Consider the following 17,846-nt stretch of genomic DNA (forward strand, 5'->3'; position numbering starts at 1 on the left):
GTTTTTTGCTACTTTTGACCTTTCAAAAGTAGAGCGATGGCCCACTCAAAGGTATCAAAATAAAAAATGCAATGTGAGGCAGTGCTGATTTTATAAATTTAATATGGAGTATTCTCTGACTTATGAAAGAAGTCTATTATTTATTACATATAAAATTATTCCATCCTCTTAAAATCCCACCGATCAATCAGCAAAATCCCAATCGAGAAAACAAGGCCAAGTACCACACAACCAACCCATTCAAAGTGCTCCCAGGCATAAACCGCACCGAGTGAGCCTAAAGCTGCACCACTAAAATAAATGGTCATATATACTGCATTAATTCTGGAACGTGATTTCAGGTCAATCCGATAAACCAGATTCTGATTTAATACATGGAATGCGGTCAGGCCAAAATAAGCCATCAATACGCCAATCGCATAGATCACAATATTCTGCTGGGCAAAATATAAGGGCAGTGTAGAGCTGAGCATTAAAGCAATACATAGCTTGGCGACCAGATTTTCTCTGCCTTGTCCTACGGTTTTGCCTGACCAGCTTGATGAATAAATTCCAATCACACCGAGTAAGCCGAACAGGCCAATTTCAAAATCAGTGAAATGGTAAGGTGCGCTACCTAGTACGAAGGTCATGGAAGTAAAGACCATAGATAGAATACCGAAGCCTAAAGCACCTGCGCAGGCACGACGAATCAGATGCGGGTTCTGCTTAGCGATGACAAATAAAGAGCGATAGATACTGCCAATGGTCAAACCCGCCTGCGGTTGAGTATCCGGTAGTTTTCTCCACATGAGAGTGGCAAAAAGCAGGGTAATGATTCCACTAAATAAGTAAACACCTTCCCAAGACCAGTAGGTCGAAACAAAGCCAGCAAAAGTCCGCGACAGAATGATGCCCATCACCAAGCCACTCATCAGTTTACCGACAATGGTAGCACTGGATTCAGATGGACTAATCGTAGAAGCAAAAGGGATTAAAACCTGAGCCGAGATTGCGCCAAATGTCGCACATAAGGTAAACACATAAAGCGTTGATAAAGTCGTGCTGAATGAAAGCAGAATCTGCGAAATGGCTGCAAAGACCATCAGACTGACAATCAGCTTACGTTTATTCAAGAAATCTCCCAATGGTACTAACAGCATTAAGCCCAGTACGTATCCAATCTGGGCGATTACTACCGTTAAGCCAGCCTGACTGGTTGTAATTCCTAAACTTTCCTCGATTGAATAGATTAAGGGCTGATTAAAATAAGCTGATCCGGCACAGAGACCACATGCCATTGCCATAAGTAATACAAATTGTGATGACAATGGGCTGACAGAATTCTTTTCTGTGGTCATAGCTATACCATGGGCTCTTTTTCGACGTTGAGCACTATAGGCAGCTCGATGCCAAATCAGAAATAATAAAAAACGATCAATTAAGCTTTAAAAACTATATTTTGAATTTTTATAGGTCTGAATATTTTTCAGACGGTTTTGTATTTTGAGACAAGCTGAATGAAATTACCCTTGAAATGAGCGATCTTCATGGAATAGTGCATAAATGTAGTCGAGAAATGCTTTAAAATATGGCAGAATAGGCGGTTTTTAAAGTTTTTAGAGGATTGGCATTATGCGCTTTGTTGATGAAGCAGTCATTACCGTAGAGGCTGGCGACGGTGGCAATGGCGTAGCCAGTTTTCGCCGTGAAAAGTTCGTACCATTTGGTGGTCCAGATGGTGGTGATGGTGGTCGTGGCGGCAGCATTTATATTCAGGCTGACGACGACACGAGTACCCTTGTAGATTATCGTTATACCCGTAAATTTCGCGCTGAACGTGGTAAAAACGGTGCTGGCGCAAACTGTGCTGGTCGTGGTGGCGAATCAGTTATTTTAAAAGTTCCTGTAGGAACAACTATCGTCGATTCAGAATCTGGCGATATTATTGGCGATCTGGTTGAAGATGGCCAGAAAGTATTAGTGGCACATGGCGGCCAAGGTGGTTTGGGTAATACGCACTTCAAATCATCGACCAACCGTTCTCCGCGTAAATGTACGCATGGTACCAAAGGCGAATTCCGTGAAATCCGTCTTGAGCTGAAAGTACTGGCTGATGTGGGCTTGCTTGGCATGCCAAACGCAGGTAAATCAACCTTTATCCGTGCAGTTTCTGCTGCAAAACCAAAAGTGGCAGATTATCCGTTTACGACCATGGTACCTAATCTGGGTGTAGTGGATGCGGATCGTCACCGTTCATTTGTAATGGCGGATATTCCAGGTCTGATCGAAGGTGCGGCAGAAGGTGCAGGTCTCGGGATTCGCTTCCTGAAACATTTGGCACGTACCCGTATTCTGCTTCACATTGTCGATGTTCAACCGATTGACGGTTCAGATCCAGCTTACAATGCCAAAGCGATTTTGAATGAGTTGCAAAAATTCTCCCCAACACTTTCAAAATTACCGGTGGTATTGGTTCTGAATAAGGTCGATCAGCTTGCTGTAGATACTCGCGATGAATGGTGTAATCACATTCTTGAAGAATTGCAGTGGGAAGGTCCTGTCTTTAAAACTTCAGGCTTAACGGCTGAAGGAACTAAGGATGTGGTGTATTACCTGATGGATCAAATCGAGCAGCAACGCGAACGCGAAGTTGAAGATCCTGAATACGCAGCAGAGATGAAAGAATTCCGTGATCAGCTTGAAGCTGAAACACGTGAACAAACGATTGCTGCGAAAGAAGCTTATCGTGAAATGCGTCGCGCTCAACGTCTGGGCGGCGATGACTTTGATGATGAAGATGATGACGACAGCGACGTAGAAGTATATTACGTACGTTAATCTTTTAAAGATAAGTCTGAGGACAAGATGATAGAAGTGGTAGATGGGCAACGTCAGCTCAAGGGTTGTAAACGAATCGTTGTTAAAATCGGATCATCTTTACTCACAGCAAACGGGCAAGGTTTAGATTTAGATGCTATCTCGCATTGGGCGGGACAAATCGCGGATCTACACAATGCCGGACACGAGATTATTCTCGTTTCTTCCGGAGCTGTGGCTGAAGGTATGGTTCGAATGAAACTTGAGAATCGACCCACCGATCTACCCAGTCTTCAGGCTTGTGCTGCCATTGGTCAGATGGGTTTAATCCAGACCTGGTCAAGTGTGCTGGAAAAACACAGCATTCAAACTGCTCAGGTGTTATTGACTCATGATGACCTGGCAGACCGTCGTCGCTATCTCAACTCTTGTGATGCTTTGCAGCACCTGATTGATTGGCATGTGATTCCGGTCATTAATGAAAATGACACGGTTTCTACTGACGAAATTCGCTTTGGTGATAACGATACCTTAGCTGCGATGGTGGCGGGACAAGTTCACGCAGATCTGCTGATTATCCTGACTGATCAGGAAGGCATGTTTGACTCGGATCCACGTTCTAATCCGGATGCCAAACTGTTTCATACCGTGCGTGCCATGGATGAAAGCCTGTTTGATATGGCAGGCGGCGGCGGAAAATTTGGTCGTGGCGGTATGCTGACCAAAGTCCGTGCTGCACGTCTGGCTGCAAAATCTGGTTGTCCAACGCTGATCGCTAGTGGTGATAGCGACAATGTTTTATCGCGCCTAATGGCAGGTGAAATGTTGGGTACACTTTTTATCACTGATGATGATCGCATGACTGCACATCAGCAATGGTTAGCAGCGCATCTGCAAACTGCAGGTCGTTTGGTGATTGATGATGGTGCGGTTAAAGCCATCAAAGAAAATCACCGTAGCTTGTTGCCTGTCGGTGTCAAAGCGGTAGAAGGACATTTTGACCGTGGTGATGTAGTGGAATGTGTCGATCGACAAGGTCACCGTATTGCTGTAGGACGTGTCAACTTCAGTTCGCGTTCAGCGGAAATTGTCAAAGGTCTGGCATCAGATAAAGTACATCAGGTGTTAGGTGAGGCACGTTCACTAGAAATGATTCATCGCAATCATATGGCGATTTACTAGTTTGAGTCTTTTAGGAATGTATTCCTTGAGAAAAACTTGAAAATGAATTTATAAAAGCCCATTTTAAAATGGGCTTTTATCTTATGTAGTGGTGATCAATCTACGATTTCTTTGTAGTTAGGATGAAGTTCATAAAAATGTATAAATGCTCTGAATAAGTCAAAAGGAAAGGACTGTTATAAGTCAGAAGTGGTGATGGAAAATTTCAGTGATTCTTATATAATGTTTTAAAATCAAAACAATAAGATCACCTATGACTAATTATTATTTACCCGAACGTGAAATTTTAAATTTCAAACCTTATCAGTATAAACTCGCTAGTTGGGCATCTTTATCTGCTCTAATCCTCTTGGTCTGTTTTAATCTAAAGCACATCCTAGTCGGAGAATTTCAAAATATTGATTATTTTGATTTTGGCCTTTTTATTATTGTCTTTGTAATTTCCAGCTCAACAAAACTCATCCTCACAACACATTATTTGGAGCTGGCATATACACCTCTATTCCGGAGGAGAATCGCACGAAGTGATATCGAGAAAATGCATATTACACTACCTTTTAATATGGCATTTAAGCAAAAGCACCCCATACTGACTAAAAAGTTATTCAGTCGTAAATCTGATGATAAGCAAGACTTGAATCTAAAAGAAATTGGTCTTTTACAATTCATTCCATTGCATACTCAATCCAATATTTCAGCCATTCAGAAATTCTCTGTATTAAAACAGATTAATCTGCAAGAGCTTTCTAAAGAACAAAGCGAGAGCTTGTTAAGACATTTAAAGCAGGATTGGTATTTTGATATTCCGGTTGTTAATCAACCCCATCAGTCCACTAAACCTGAGCTTCATCAGGATATTGGTAAAACTCCTCTTATTCTAATTTTTATAGCGGTGATTCTTGGTTTTTTATGCGTCTTTCTACCAATGGATGGTCTACATTTTGGTACTGAATCTTATCTAGGATTAATTCCTGCCACTCTTTTCACTTTTATTCTTGGTTATATAGTGATTCGTGCAGAGAGAAAAGCATATGCATTTATCACGACTTTAATATGTAGTGTAGTGCTCGGGCCGTGTTTGTATTTTGTCGGTTTACAAGCAAATCGCCTTTACAATGAAGCTCAAGCTCCCATCACACACACTCACATACTTCAACTGATTGCAACCAATGCGCGTTATCAGACTTGGCAACTCCCACTAGAACTCACTGAAAAAACTGGTCTAGATGAAATTTATATCAATCAAAAATGGGCAGGATTTAATCATAACTTAAAATCTGGGCAATCCTACCCAGTTGCCATTAATGAAGGATATTTTAAAGATTTTTGGATTCAAAAAGATGCCTTTAAACACTTAGAAGTAATACAGGGGCATCAGCCATGATGATACCTGATTCCTTAGTTCAACATAGTATTTGCACTAACAAAGAGGAGAAATCACTATTTGAATTTCAACTTTTAAAGCAGGCGAAACTTGATTATAAACATTCAAAAATCAATGCATTTTTAGTTCACAAAAATACTTTTCCTATACTCTTCCTGTTGGCTTTGATACTTTTGTTATTTGATAAAAATAGGCTTTTTTTAGGGCTTACAATCAAACATTATATTTATATTTTGTCTGTACTCATGATTTGCCAATCGGCTTATCAAATCTGGATTGACTATAAAATCAAGCAAAAAATTAAACCTGAGAATGAGAAATATACATATTTTTCTTCAACAGGCATCATCAGAAAAATTATTTCCCATATGCCTAAAAAAAATCTGATTGAGTTTGAGATTGAATATTTGAATCGAGAATCTCAAATTCAAACACGTATTTTTAAACATTTTTACCAAATTGATATTTTTAATCCTGATGATTTTAATGACAGAGAAAGCGCTATCTACGCTTTAATAAATCAGTCTGTCATTCTTTATTTATCTTCTGAGTCTGAAACTTTGCTTCAACTATATTTAAAAGATCATGAACTACAAAACGTGAAGTTTAAACCTAGCCGTTTTTTCTTTAATTGCCAACCTTTTTGGCTATTCACCCAAGGCCCGCTCCCGCTGCCTATAGTAATTCACCCTGATGATCTACATAGTATTGAAATTCAATATTTGGCACAGAGTGAGACCTGGTCGTATATATTTAAAGGGCAGATTTTTGAAGACATTTATCTGTTGAGCCAGATTGAAAATATCCACGATTTTGAGCTAGCGTTATCTTCCAATTTGGCTGATTTTGATCATCAAAAATATAAAAAAATCAAACTAAGCAAATGTGAATATGCACAGCAAATTTGGCAAAATCCAAAGCCTTTGAATGAATTAAAAAAGACGCGAAAGCGCAAAAAATTAGCAATTCAATTCACCAGTTTTCAACTTATCTTGATCTTCACTAGCTTATGGCTTGCTTATCCATTTAAAGATTTTTTTCACATATCATTTGCCATTCTTTTTATTTTAATCACAAGTATACTTATGATTTTTATCTATATGTATTTATGTCGTCACTTTAAATACATGATTACGACTGATCAAGTTGCTTTATTTCAGATTCATCCGCGTAAAAAAGGTGGAAATCTATGACTGCTCTATTACGTCTACATATTAAAAAACTGCTCAGTGATGAACGTCGAAAATTATTCAAAACACAGATTACTTTATTGTGCAGTCCCACATTTATTCATCACTATAAAGTCAGGTATCACCGTTATATTGAAATATGCGAGAAAATAAATTGGTTTATTCTTTTACTATTACAAGCTTTATTATTATTCGGTCAAATTTCACAGGAAAATATTCAAACAAACCGATGGTTATACATCATCATAGCGATTTTTTATTATTCCTATATGGTTTTGTTGCACAAACCTGTCCATAACAGCTTATTCAGCAATATAATTCTTAGATGAATAAGCCCACACCTAAAATCTATCGTACAACTAATTGGTCCTCTTATAACAAAACCTCGTTGATACTAAAAAAGCCTCTCAATTTGAGAGGTTTTTTAGTATTTAATCAATTATTGCAAAAATAAATTCTCTTTAAAATAATATTAATTATCTACTTTGCTATGGGAGATTAGTCGATTATTTAAACTGAATCGCCCCATTCGCGCTGACGGTCATTTGCGATTCGCCTGCCGCAACTTCCTGCTCAGGAACCGCCATATCAGCCGATGCAGATTTCATCATGGCCATACGCGGTACTGGCTGTGGTGAATAATTGTTAGTATTCAGGTTTAAGTTCACCAGTTGATAACTCGGTTTGTTCCAGGTCTGGGTGAGTGCCTGTGCGCGTTGCTGGAAGTTTTTGGTGGCTTCAATCATCAGTTCGCTTTCAACTTTTTTACGCTTTTCGTCAGATACCTTGAAATTAATCGACTGGGTCTGGAAGTGCTGTTGTAATTCAGCAATTAATTGAGATGTCGCTTTAAAATCTTTTGATTCTAGACGAATCTGGGCACGACCACGCCATTCTTTCAATTTACGGTTGTCATTGTCATAAATAGGGTAAGTACTTTGTGCCCCAGTCTCGATTTTCACAGTTGGATATTTGCGTGCTGTGGCAATTGCTTGATTCATCAGCTGGTTAATTTGAGTGGCTAGTTCAGCCGGCTGTTTATTGGATTTTTCAACAAATAAATTGGCATTCATCAGGTCATTGGAAATATCGCGACTGGCTTCTGCCGAGATATTCACCACATTATAATTCAAGGTTTCTTCAGGAGCTGCGAAAGCGGCAGAAGATAATGCGCCGAGCAAAGCAAGCGCTGAAAAAGAGGAAAGACGCATTTTGTTGTCCTGTTTTAGTGGAATTGTTGGCCTTGTGCTGATCATAAAATACTAAGGTGGAAATGTGTTGATATTCCGAAATTATTGTCGTTGGATTGTTAAAAATATATTTTATTTATTGTAGATATATCGGAACCAAATGTGATGAAAATTATATACTTATTGAGATAATTGTTTGATAATTACACTGTTGTATTCATGACAACAAAATTGCATAAAATGTTTAGGCTTCCTTGTCATTACTATGCATAAAGTTGATAATTTAGACAGCAACATTTTTTGATATATTTTTTCAATAACAGTCGAGGCAAATTGATACTAAAAGTTGTTTATTTTCCTGAAAAAAACTGTATCATCCGCCTCTCCTAGTTACTGAATAGAAAATTGTCTAACTAGATTATATAAAGCACCGAGTCAAACGACCGCAAGTCACCAGACTTATTTCTTTCAACCCATATCAGAGATGGTAATTCGATATGAGCGTTTCTTCTGTAAATCCTGCCACCAATTCCACAAACGAATACTACTTGACTCGCCAAAGTCAGATGGAATCGAATGTGCGTAGTTATCCACGTAAATTACCGTTAGCGATAGCGAAAGCACAAGGTTGCTGGGTTACCGATGTTGAAGGTACGGAGTACCTTGATTGTTTAGCTGGGGCAGGGACATTGGCATTAGGCCATAATCACCCTGCGGTCATTCAAAGTATCCAGGACACACTTGCAAGCGGTCTTCCATTGCATACGCTGGATCTCACCACTCCTTTAAAAGATGCTTTTACTGAGGCACTTCTTGCTTACCTGCCAGGTGGTAAAGAAGAATATTGCTTACAGTTCTGTGGTCCATCTGGTGCAGATGCGACTGAAGCAGCGATTAAACTTGCTAAAACCTTTACTGGCCGTAGTTCAGTGATCAGCTTCTCTGGTGGCTATCACGGTATGACTCACGGTTCTTTGGCAATGACGGGTAACCTGTCTGCGAAGAATTCAGTAAATGGTTTAATGCCAGGCGTTCAATTCATGCCATATCCGCATGAATACCGTTGTCCACTAGGTCTGGGTGGTGAAGCGGGTGTTGATGCTTTGACTTATTATTTCGAAAACTTCATTGAAGATGTCGAAAGCGGTGTAACCAAGCCAGCAGCTGTAATTCTTGAAGCGATTCAAGGTGAAGGCGGCGTGGTAACTGCACCGGTAAAATGGTTGCAAAAAATCCGTGAAGTGACTGAAAAACACAACATCGTGTTGATTCTTGACGAAGTTCAAGCAGGCTTTGCGCGTTCAGGCAAAATGTTCGCATTCGAACATGCGGGTATCGAACCTGATGTGGTTGTCATGTCTAAAGCCGTTGGTGGTAGCTTGCCACTTGCAGTACTGGGCATCAAACGTAAATTTGATGCATGGCAACCTGCTGGCCACACCGGTACTTTCCGTGGTAACCAGCTGGCAATGGGTACAGGTCTTGCGACTCTACAAACCATTAAAGAACAAAACCTTGCGCAAAATGCACAAGAACGTGGTGATTTCCTGCAAGCTGAACTGAAAAAACTGGCTGCTGAATTCCCATGTATCGGTAACGTTCGTGGTCGCGGTCTGATGATCGGTATTGAAATCGTCGACGAGCGTAAACCGGCGGATCATATGGGTTCTTTCCCTGCTGATGGCCAATTGGCTGCAGCAATTCAAACCGCTTGTTTCAACAACAAACTGTTGCTGGAAAAAGGTGGTCGTAACGGTACAGTAATCCGTTTACTTTGCCCATTGATCATTACTCAAGCTGAGTGTGAAGAAGTTCTGGTTCGCTTCAAGAAAGCGGTTTCTGAAGCTCTAGTCGCAGTTCGAGGCGCATAATTCATGGTAGATTTTGCAGAACACCGTAAAGCGTTACTCTGCAATGATGCTGCATCTATCGCTGACTATGAGTCGGCGATGGATCAGGCGACCAAAGCGGTTGCAGCATGGTTGCAAAACGACAAGATGTATACCGGCGGTAGCATCAAGGAATTGCGTAGCGCAATTGCTTTCAATCCTTCTAAAGAAGGTCTGGGCGTACAAAAGTCTTTAGAGCGTATGGTTGAGCTATTCCTCAACAAGAGCTTGAAAGTCCATCACCCGCATTCGCTTGCACATTTGCATTGCCCAACGATGGTCACTAGCCAGATCGCGGAAGTGTTAATTAACGCCACTAACCAGTCAATGGACTCTTGGGATCAAAGCCCGGCAGGTTCTTTGATGGAAGTGCAGTTGATTGACTGGCTACGTCAGAAAGTTGGCTATGGCTCAGGCCAGGCAGGTGTATTCACTTCTGGTGGTACGCAATCCAACCTGATGGGTGTATTGCTGGCGCGTGATGCCTGCATCGCGAAAAACTGGAAAGACGAAAACGGCAATCCGTGGTCTGTTCAGCGTGATGGTATCCCTGCGGATGCAATGCGTAACGTCAAAGTCATCTGTTCTGAAAATGCACACTTCTCTGTGCAAAAGAACATGGCGATGATGGGTATGGGCTTCCAGTCCGTCGTGACTGTTCCTGTGAAAGAAAATGCGCAGATGGATGTTGATGCTCTGGAAAAAACCATGGCGCATCTTCAGTCTGAAGGCAAGATCGTGGCATGTGTGGTGGCAACTGCTGGTACAACTGATGCTGGTGCAATTGATCCCCTCAAACAGATTCGTGAAATCACCAATAAATATGGTGCGTGGATGCACATCGACGCAGCATGGGGTGGTGCACTGATTCTGTCTAATGACTATCGTTCTATGCTGGATGGCATCGAGCTGTCTGATTCTGTGACACTGGATTTCCATAAGCATTACTTCCAGACGATTTCATGTGGTGCGTTCTTGCTGAAAGATGAAGCGAACTATCGTTTCATGCACTACGAAGCAGAATATCTGAACTCTGCTTATGACGAAGAGCACGGTGTACCTAACCTGGTGTCGAAGTCGCTACAAACCACTCGTCGTTTCGACGCGTTGAAATTGTGGATGACTGTAGAAGCGTTGGGTGAAGAGCTTTATGGTTCGATGATCGACCATGGCGTGAAATTGACTCGTGAAGTCGCAGATTACATCAAGGCAACTGATGGTCTGGAACTTCTGGTTGAGCCACAATTTGCATCGGTATTGTTCCGTGTGGTTCCAGCAGGCTATCCAGCTGAGTTTGTCGATGCCTTGAATCAGAACGTCGCGGATGAACTGTTTGCGCGTGGTGAAGCGAACATTGGTGTCACTAAAGTCGGTCAGGTTCAATCTCTGAAAATGACGACTTTAAGCCCGGTTGCAACGCTTGAAAACGTGAAGAACCTGTTGGCACTTGTGCTTGCAGAAGCGGACCGTATCAAAGATTCAATTGCTGATGGTACTTATACACCGCCAATCGCATAAGCGGTTGCAGGTGAAAAAAGGAGATCTAGATGATCTCCTTTTTTATTGGGTTTTGATCCATATATAGATCATCAGCTTCAAGGTGATTAAGCTGCAAATAAAGGATTAAAGCCTTTTTTCCTTAACAGTTTACGGTACATACTGGAGCTGCGATCTGCCGGGAAATGTGCTTCCAGAGATAAGTCTAGCGGTAAAAACTCAGGCTTCTGGTTTTCGACAATCAGACGATCTTCTTCAAAAATCTTCAGATTAAAATCATAGGCTTCTTCGACAGGTAAGTCTTTATCATAATTACGACAGATAGGAGCAAACAGTCGGGTCTGACGGGCGGTCATCGGTGAAGCAGCATTCATAATCACCTGTTTGGCATCATTAGGGAAATGGATGGTCAGGGTTGCGGTAAAGGGCAGACTAATTTCAAAATGCCGTAGCCATTTAAAATCTTCCTGACCGCGCTGATCTAACCCAATCGGATAACGGCCGACACTGCTGATATAGTCGGCATTAAAACCATATTCAGTTTCCGTTGTGGTGTAATCCGGGACTTCGACATCATTCGGATCACCAAAGGTATCCGGATGTACCCAGGCAAAATGGGCGACATCAATAAAGCCTTCTAGCTGTCTGCCAGCAAAACATTTGATGTCGACTTGTGGGCAAACCAGTTGCTGATAATCTGCATCATTCCAATAAGGCATCATTGGAATATTCGGTTCAGCGTCTTTGTCAGCTGTCAGTGAACACCAGATCAGACCATAACGTTCAACCGCGGCATAGGTCCATAAATGAAACCGATCTGAAATTTTATGCTGTGGATGGGCAGGGATACGGTTGCATTTACCTTGTGTACCAAAACGCAAGCCATGATAAGGACAGACCACGCCTTGACCATCATTTTTTCCCAGACTTAAGGGCACACCACGATGCGGACAGGCATCCTTGGCCACGATCAGTTCATCCTGCATCTTGTAAATGACCAGAGGCATATCTAGCAGCATTGTCCCTAGCGGCTGTTCAGAGACATCACGGGCTAAGGCCACTGGATACCAATATTGAGCCAGGAGATGCCAGTCATGTTCTTCAAATGTCATGTGAATCGGTAAATCTGGATTGAAAACTGGAATGGTTGTGCTATTCATGACGCTATCACTGTGATTCTTTATTTCCAATATAGGCCAATGTGATGTTCTACGAAATTTCAAAGATCAGGACATCCTGTTGCATAAATTCGAACAGGATGTAAGGAAGAATGAGCTATAGGCAAAAAATTAAAGGAAGCAATATTTAAAGTTCCAAAAAAGCATCCCGAAAGATGATTCTTCTATTTTCCATGCACAAAATGTGCATTCAGGACTTTATGCCTAATGTGATATGCAAGCTCCATTCAGACAAAATCAGCTAATGTCAGGGAACAACAAAAATATCTGATTCAGGATGAAGAGATGACTAATTTGCATGTATCCCAACCCGTTGGCTGTATTATTCAAGGAAAAATGGTACAAGGCGCTGCCGAAAGTTTTGTAGTGATCAATCCTGCTGATGAGCAGGTATTGGCACTGTGTTCCTCTCCCTCGGAAGCACAAATTGAAGACACCATCCGTAGTGCCGAGCAGGCTTTTCACCAATGGAAAAATATGGATGATGCTGCGCGACAGGCAATCCTGCATCGTATTGCAGATCGTATTGAAGAACACCGAGAAGAATTAGCGCGTTTAGTGGTGCAGGAGCAGGGCAAACCCTATGCACTGGCTGAATTTGAAGTCGGTGGGGCCATTGCCTGGACCCGCTATCAGGCAGAACTCAAGATTGAAACTGAAATCTTACAGGATGATGCCAACAAGCGGATCGAACTTCATCATCGGCCTTTAGGGGTCGTGGCATCGGTTACCCCATGGAACTGGCCTTTAATGATTGCTGTCTGGCATATCATGCCGGCAATTCGCGCTGGCAACGTGGTGATCAATAAACCTTCAGAATTTACCCCATTGTCGACACTTCGACTCGGTGAGCTGATTCAGCAAGAGGTTGCACCTGGAGTGGTCTCTATACTTACAGGAGGCGGTGAGGTCGGTGCCAATCTGACCAGTCACCCTGCAATTGCCAAAGTGGTATTTACCGGTTCAACTGCGACTGGGCAAAGAATCATGCAAAATGCAGCCGCGACTTTCAAACATCTGACACTGGAACTTGGTGGCAATGATGCAGGCATTGTTTTGCCAGATACCGATATCCAGGCAATGGCAACCCGAATCTTTAATGGAGCTTTTATCAACATGGGCCAGACCTGTGCAGCGTTGAAACGGCTGTATGTGCATGACAGCCAATATGATTCACTGGCACAGGAATTAGTGAAAGTCGCACAGCAACAGTCTCTGGGCGATGGTTTAGCCGAGACGACTACTTTTGGTCCAGTGCAAAACATCAAGCAATACCAAAAAGTTCAGGCCATGATTCAGGAAGCCCGTGATGAAGGGGCAATAGTTATGACATCTGGTCAGAATCTACCGGATACAGGCTATTTTATTGCACCGACGATCGTGACCAATGTGAACCCAGATAGTCGTCTGGTGCAGGAAGAGCAGTTTGGCCCGGTATTACCTTTGATCCGTTATCACGATATTGAAGAAGTACTGACTAAAGCTAACAATACAGATTTTGGTTTAGGCGGCTCGATCTGGTCATCCGATCTAGAGCAGGCACAACAGTTTGCACAGCGACTGAGTTGTGGTACGGCATGGATCAATACGCATGGTGAGATTTTCCCGCATGTACCTTTTGGTGGATGGAAGCATTCGGGCATCGGTGCCCAGTTCGGACTGAGTGGGCTGCTCGAAAATACGATTCAACAGGTTGTTCATATCAATAAAAATTAAATCAAAAAAAGCTCAAGTTTAACTTGAGCTTTTTTCTTTTACTTAAAATATATCAACGTAATAAAGGGCGGGCAGCCTGAAAATCAAAATGTAATTGCTTGAATTTATTTAAGACAATATAAGATTTGATATGGCCGATAAAATTACAGCTTAGTAATTTTTCAGTCACAAAATTTGCCAGCATTTCCAGATTTTTGGCACCTACTTTTAACATGAAATCTGCATCACCACTTAAAGAAAAAGCTTCCTGAATAGCTTCTTCTTCTTCAATCAATTGTTGAAAAGCGATCTTGGCTGCTGCGTCATGTGTTTTGAGATTGACCTGTACCATAGCCAAAACTGCAATTCCCAAAGCTTCAGGATGAATGCAGGCGCTATAACCCAAAATAATTCCTTTTTGCTCCAGCAGCTGACGCCGTCTAGAACATTGAGAGGCTGACAAACCGATTAAATCTCCGATTTCCTGATTCGTCAGGCGCCCATTTTTTTGCAAAGCCTGGATGATTTTCCAGTCAAATTTATCCATTGCATCCATTGCATTGAATCCTTATTCGATACACGTTCTATGTATTTTTAAATCATTGTGACTTGCATTATGCACGAAATCAGAAAATGAAATGCAATATTCTGTAATTGAAGCATAATAAGTGATAGGGAAAATAATAATGTTTATGGAAATTGGTCAGTACCTTAATCAGCGCCTGCAAGAACTAGGAATTCAGTATATTTTTGGTGTGCCAGGTGACTTTAATCTCTCCTATTTAGAACAGATTGAAATTGATCCAAAACTGGAATTTATCGGTAACTGTAATGAGCTAAATGCAGCTTATGCAGCAGATGGTTATGCACGTCTGCATGGTGTCGGCGCTTTACTGACCACTTATGGTGTGGGCGATCTAAGTGCGATTAACGGTATTGCAGGTGCATATGCTGAGCAGGTTGCCATGGTGCATATTTCCGGCATTCCACCTTTGCATGCCGTAGAGCAGGGCGCTTTGTTACACCATACCCTGATTGATGGCGATTATGACAATATCATGAACTGCATGCGCGAATTTACCGTGGCACAGACACGTTTGACTCCAGCCAATGCAGTGAGTGAAATTGACCGGGTATTAAAGCAATGTATATTGATGCGTCGACCGGTTCATATCCAGCTCCCTTCAGATATTACCCATCTCCAGATTAAAGTACCTAAGCAACTTCTAGATCTGAGCCGTCCACAGAGTGATCCAAAACTTCTGCAAGAAACTGCGGCACGGATAGCTAAACGCATCAAACAGGCACGTCAGCCAGTCCTGCTCATTGACAATGGAGCAGAAATTTTCCAGCTTACCGATATGCTGCAAAATTGGGCTGAGCGCATGCAAATCCCCTATACCTGCCTGTCTACTGCCAAAAATATCATGAATGAAAGCCATCCCTTATATGCAGGTGTTTATGCAGGTGCAGCAAGCGCAGCATCAACCTGTCAGCTGGTGGAACAGTCGGATTGCCTGATCGCTATTGGGCCACGTTTTACCGATGTGGCCACCGCCTTTTTCTCACATCGTGTATCCGTACAAAATATGCTGTATCTGGCGGATTCCTGTCTTTGTCTGGATGGGCAGATGATCAGTGGACTGGATTTAGCTCAGTTGATCCAAACTATCTCAAAACAGACTTTAGATGATCAACCAAGTACTTTTAATCCTGCACCGAAACCATCGTTACAAACTCAACAGATCGAAGAAAATACTGCGCTGAGCCAAACTGCACTCTGGCAGCAGATTTCTGAATTCTTACAGGAAGATGATGTGATTGTGGCAGAAGTGGGCACCGCCAATGCGGGGTTGTCTGGACTAACCTTGCCAGTGACCGCCAAGTATCTGGTACAACCGATCTGGGGTTCAATCGGCTATACCTTGCCTGCCTTGCTTGGCAGTATGCTTGCTGCACCACAGCGCCGTCATCTGCTGTTTATTGGTGATGGTTCGATTCAGCTGACCATTCAGGAGCTTTCTACCTTATTAAGAGAAGGCTTAAAACCCGTAATTTTTATTTTAAATAATGGCGGCTATACCATTGAACGTTTGATCATGGGTGAAAATGCCAAGTACAACGATATTCAGAACTGGCAATACAGCCAGTTTGCTCAAGTCTTTTCTGCTGATACTCCGCATCAGGCTCATATAGTGAAAACCCCGGCAGAATTAAAGCGTACACTCGCACAAGTTCATCAGGCTGAGGAATTATGTCTGATTGAACTGCAACTCCCACGTATGGATGCACCACAACGTTTAAAACAGTTTGCTGAAGTCGTGGCACGCTATGACTATGGTGAATATGGTTATAAGCAGCTGGTTGAGCAGAATACACCTCCCTACAAAAAGGCAATCTAGCAAAATGTAGAAATTAAAAAAATTGTTCACAAGGAGTGACAATATGGATGTTGAAGATCATCAATTAAAAAAACAGCTTTCCAACCGGCATATCCAGCTAATCGCCTTAGGTGGAGCGATCGGTACAGGATTATTTTTAGGTTTATCACATACAATTCAGCTGGCAGGCCCATCAGTGCTTCTGGGCTATGCCATCGCTGGCATGATTGCATTTCTGATCATGCGCCAATTGGGTGAAATGGTGGTGCATGAACCGGTCAGTGGTTCATTCAGTTATTTTGCCAATAAATACTGGGGCAAAAAAGCAGGCTTTATTTCAGGCTGGAACTATTGGGTGCTCTATGTCTTAGTGAGTATGGCTGAGTTGAGTGCAATTGGTACTTTTATTCAGTTCTGGTGGCCGGAGATTCCGACCTGGCTCACGGCACTGGCATTCTTCCTGCTTATGAATGGGATCAATCTGGTCAATGTCAAATTCTTCGGTGAGAGCGAATTTATATTTTCCATGGTCAAGATCATTGCCATTTTAAGCATGATCGGATTCGGGATCTATCTGCTGTTTAGCGGTTCTGCAGGAAGTCAGGCCAGTGTGACCAACTTGTGGCAGCATGGCGGATTTTTCCCTGAGGGCTGGTCGGGTTTTATGATGGCACTTGCCGTGATTATGTTTGCATTTGGTGGGCTGGAGCTGATTGGTATTGCTGCTAGTGAAACCAAAAATCCAGAAAAGACCATTCCAAAAGCAGTCAATCAAATTGTCTACCGTGTACTCATTTTTTATATTGGCGCCATAGGTGTGTTGCTATGTCTCTATCCATGGAATCTGGTGGCGCAAGGCGGTAGTCCGTTCGTAATGATTTTCCAGTCATTGAATAGTCACGGCGTGGCCAATGTTCTTAATTTTGTAGTCTTGGTCGCTGCACTTTCGGTCTATAACAGCTGTATTTATTGTAATACCCGCATGTTGTTGGGTCTGGCTCAGCAGGGTAATGCACCGGCATTCTTAAAGAAAATTAACCGCCGTGGTATCCCGGTAAATGCTGTTCTATTCTCGGCAGCAGTCTCCGGTATCTGTGTATTAATGAATTACCTCATGCCGGGTGAAGCTTTTGGTATTCTGATGCTATTGGTGGTGTCTGCTCTGGTGATTAACTGGCTGATGATTTCACTGACCCATCTGAAATTCAGAAAAGCCATGCAGGAACAGCAGCAGACGACCGCATTCCCAAGTCTGTTTGGCCGCTGGAGTAATTACCTGACGATTTCATTTATCATCATGATTTTAATGATCATGAGCTTTACCAAAGAAATGCAGATTGCTGTTGCATTGGTGCCGGTCTGGTTGCTGTTTTTGACGGTGATGTATGTGATGAAATATCGCAGGAAACCTGTGCTCTTGCCTGAATCTACTGAACCCACCACTTAAATAAAAAGGCCCTG

The 17,846-nt window shown here is 42.2% G+C and carries 13 protein-coding genes; 9 read left to right on the forward strand and 4 right to left on the reverse strand.

Annotated elements, in window-relative coordinates:
- Positions 1–155: 155 nt before the first annotated feature.
- Complete coding sequence (locus FTU72_RS06435) at positions 156–1,340, reverse strand: MFS transporter (RefSeq protein ID WP_180016737.1); 1,185 nt, start codon at positions 1,338–1,340, stop codon at positions 156–158.
- 274 nt (positions 1,341–1,614) lie between these two features.
- Here FTU72_RS06435 and cgtA point away from each other — a divergent pair, with 274 nt between their 5' ends.
- The 4 genes from cgtA to FTU72_RS06455 all read left to right on the forward strand — a co-directional run bounded on the left by cgtA (position 1,615) and on the right by FTU72_RS06455 (position 6,558).
- Entirely contained in the window at positions 1,615–2,820 is a 1,206-nt protein-coding gene (gene cgtA, locus FTU72_RS06440; protein WP_004782712.1) for an Obg family GTPase CgtA, read from the forward strand.
- Between the two features lie 27 nt (positions 2,821–2,847).
- The gene (gene proB, locus FTU72_RS06445; protein ID WP_005234922.1) at positions 2,848–3,981 is read left to right on the forward strand and encodes a glutamate 5-kinase; all 1,134 of its coding nucleotides are present in this window, start codon (positions 2,848–2,850) and stop codon (positions 3,979–3,981) included.
- A 253-nt stretch (positions 3,982–4,234) separates the two neighbouring features.
- Positions 4,235–5,365, forward strand: a complete 1,131-nt coding sequence (locus FTU72_RS06450; RefSeq protein ID WP_180016710.1) for a hypothetical protein — start codon at positions 4,235–4,237, stop codon at positions 5,363–5,365.
- Entirely contained in the window at positions 5,362–6,558 is a 1,197-nt protein-coding gene (locus FTU72_RS06455; protein ID WP_180052561.1) for a hypothetical protein, read from the forward strand. The genes FTU72_RS06450 and FTU72_RS06455 overlap by 4 nt, the downstream gene beginning before the upstream one ends.
- Before the next feature lie 503 nt (positions 6,559–7,061).
- On the opposite strand, the gene FTU72_RS06460 is transcribed toward FTU72_RS06455, so the two are convergent.
- Positions 7,062–7,766 (reverse strand): SIMPL domain-containing protein, encoded by a 705-nt coding sequence (locus FTU72_RS06460; protein ID WP_180052562.1) that lies wholly within the window; start codon positions 7,764–7,766, stop codon positions 7,062–7,064.
- Positions 7,767–8,242: 476 nt separating this feature from the next.
- Here FTU72_RS06460 and FTU72_RS06465 point away from each other — a divergent pair, with 476 nt between their 5' ends.
- On the forward strand, positions 8,243–9,616 hold the full coding sequence (locus FTU72_RS06465; protein ID WP_180052563.1) for a diaminobutyrate--2-oxoglutarate transaminase: 1,374 nt from the start codon (positions 8,243–8,245) through the stop codon (positions 9,614–9,616).
- Positions 9,617–9,619: 3 nt separating this feature from the next.
- A complete protein-coding gene (locus tag FTU72_RS06470) occupies positions 9,620–11,152 on the forward strand; it encodes an aspartate aminotransferase family protein (RefSeq protein WP_180052564.1) in 1,533 nt (510 codons plus the stop codon).
- Between the two features lie 86 nt (positions 11,153–11,238).
- Here FTU72_RS06470 and FTU72_RS06475 read toward each other — a convergent pair whose 3' ends face one another.
- A complete protein-coding gene (locus tag FTU72_RS06475; protein ID WP_180052565.1) occupies positions 11,239–12,291 on the reverse strand; it encodes an aromatic ring-hydroxylating dioxygenase subunit alpha in 1,053 nt (350 codons plus the stop codon).
- A 303-nt stretch (positions 12,292–12,594) separates the two neighbouring features.
- Here FTU72_RS06475 and FTU72_RS06480 point away from each other — a divergent pair, with 303 nt between their 5' ends.
- Positions 12,595–14,025 carry an aldehyde dehydrogenase family protein gene (locus FTU72_RS06480; protein ID WP_180052566.1) on the forward strand — a complete coding sequence of 477 codons (1,431 nt, stop codon included), beginning with the start codon at positions 12,595–12,597 and terminating at the stop codon, positions 14,023–14,025.
- 52 nt (positions 14,026–14,077) lie between these two features.
- On the opposite strand, the gene FTU72_RS06485 is transcribed toward FTU72_RS06480, so the two are convergent.
- Positions 14,078–14,551: an Lrp/AsnC family transcriptional regulator gene (locus FTU72_RS06485; protein ID WP_034703664.1), complete on the reverse strand. Its 474-nt coding sequence runs from the start codon at positions 14,549–14,551 to the stop codon at positions 14,078–14,080.
- Positions 14,552–14,690: 139 nt separating this feature from the next.
- On the opposite strand from FTU72_RS06485, the gene FTU72_RS06490 reads away from it, so the two are divergent.
- Both FTU72_RS06490 and FTU72_RS06495 read left to right on the forward strand, forming a co-directional pair.
- Positions 14,691–16,406 carry an alpha-keto acid decarboxylase family protein gene (locus tag FTU72_RS06490; protein WP_180052567.1) on the forward strand — a complete coding sequence of 572 codons (1,716 nt, stop codon included), beginning with the start codon at positions 14,691–14,693 and terminating at the stop codon, positions 16,404–16,406.
- A gap of 43 nt (positions 16,407–16,449) precedes the next feature.
- Complete coding sequence (locus FTU72_RS06495) at positions 16,450–17,832, forward strand: amino acid permease (protein ID WP_180052568.1); 1,383 nt, start codon at positions 16,450–16,452, stop codon at positions 17,830–17,832.
- Positions 17,833–17,846 lie beyond the last annotated feature (14 nt).

Origin of the sequence: Acinetobacter sp. YH12137, from assembly GCF_013418535.1 — a bacterium.
Classification (GTDB): Bacteria; Pseudomonadota; Gammaproteobacteria; order Pseudomonadales; family Moraxellaceae; genus Acinetobacter.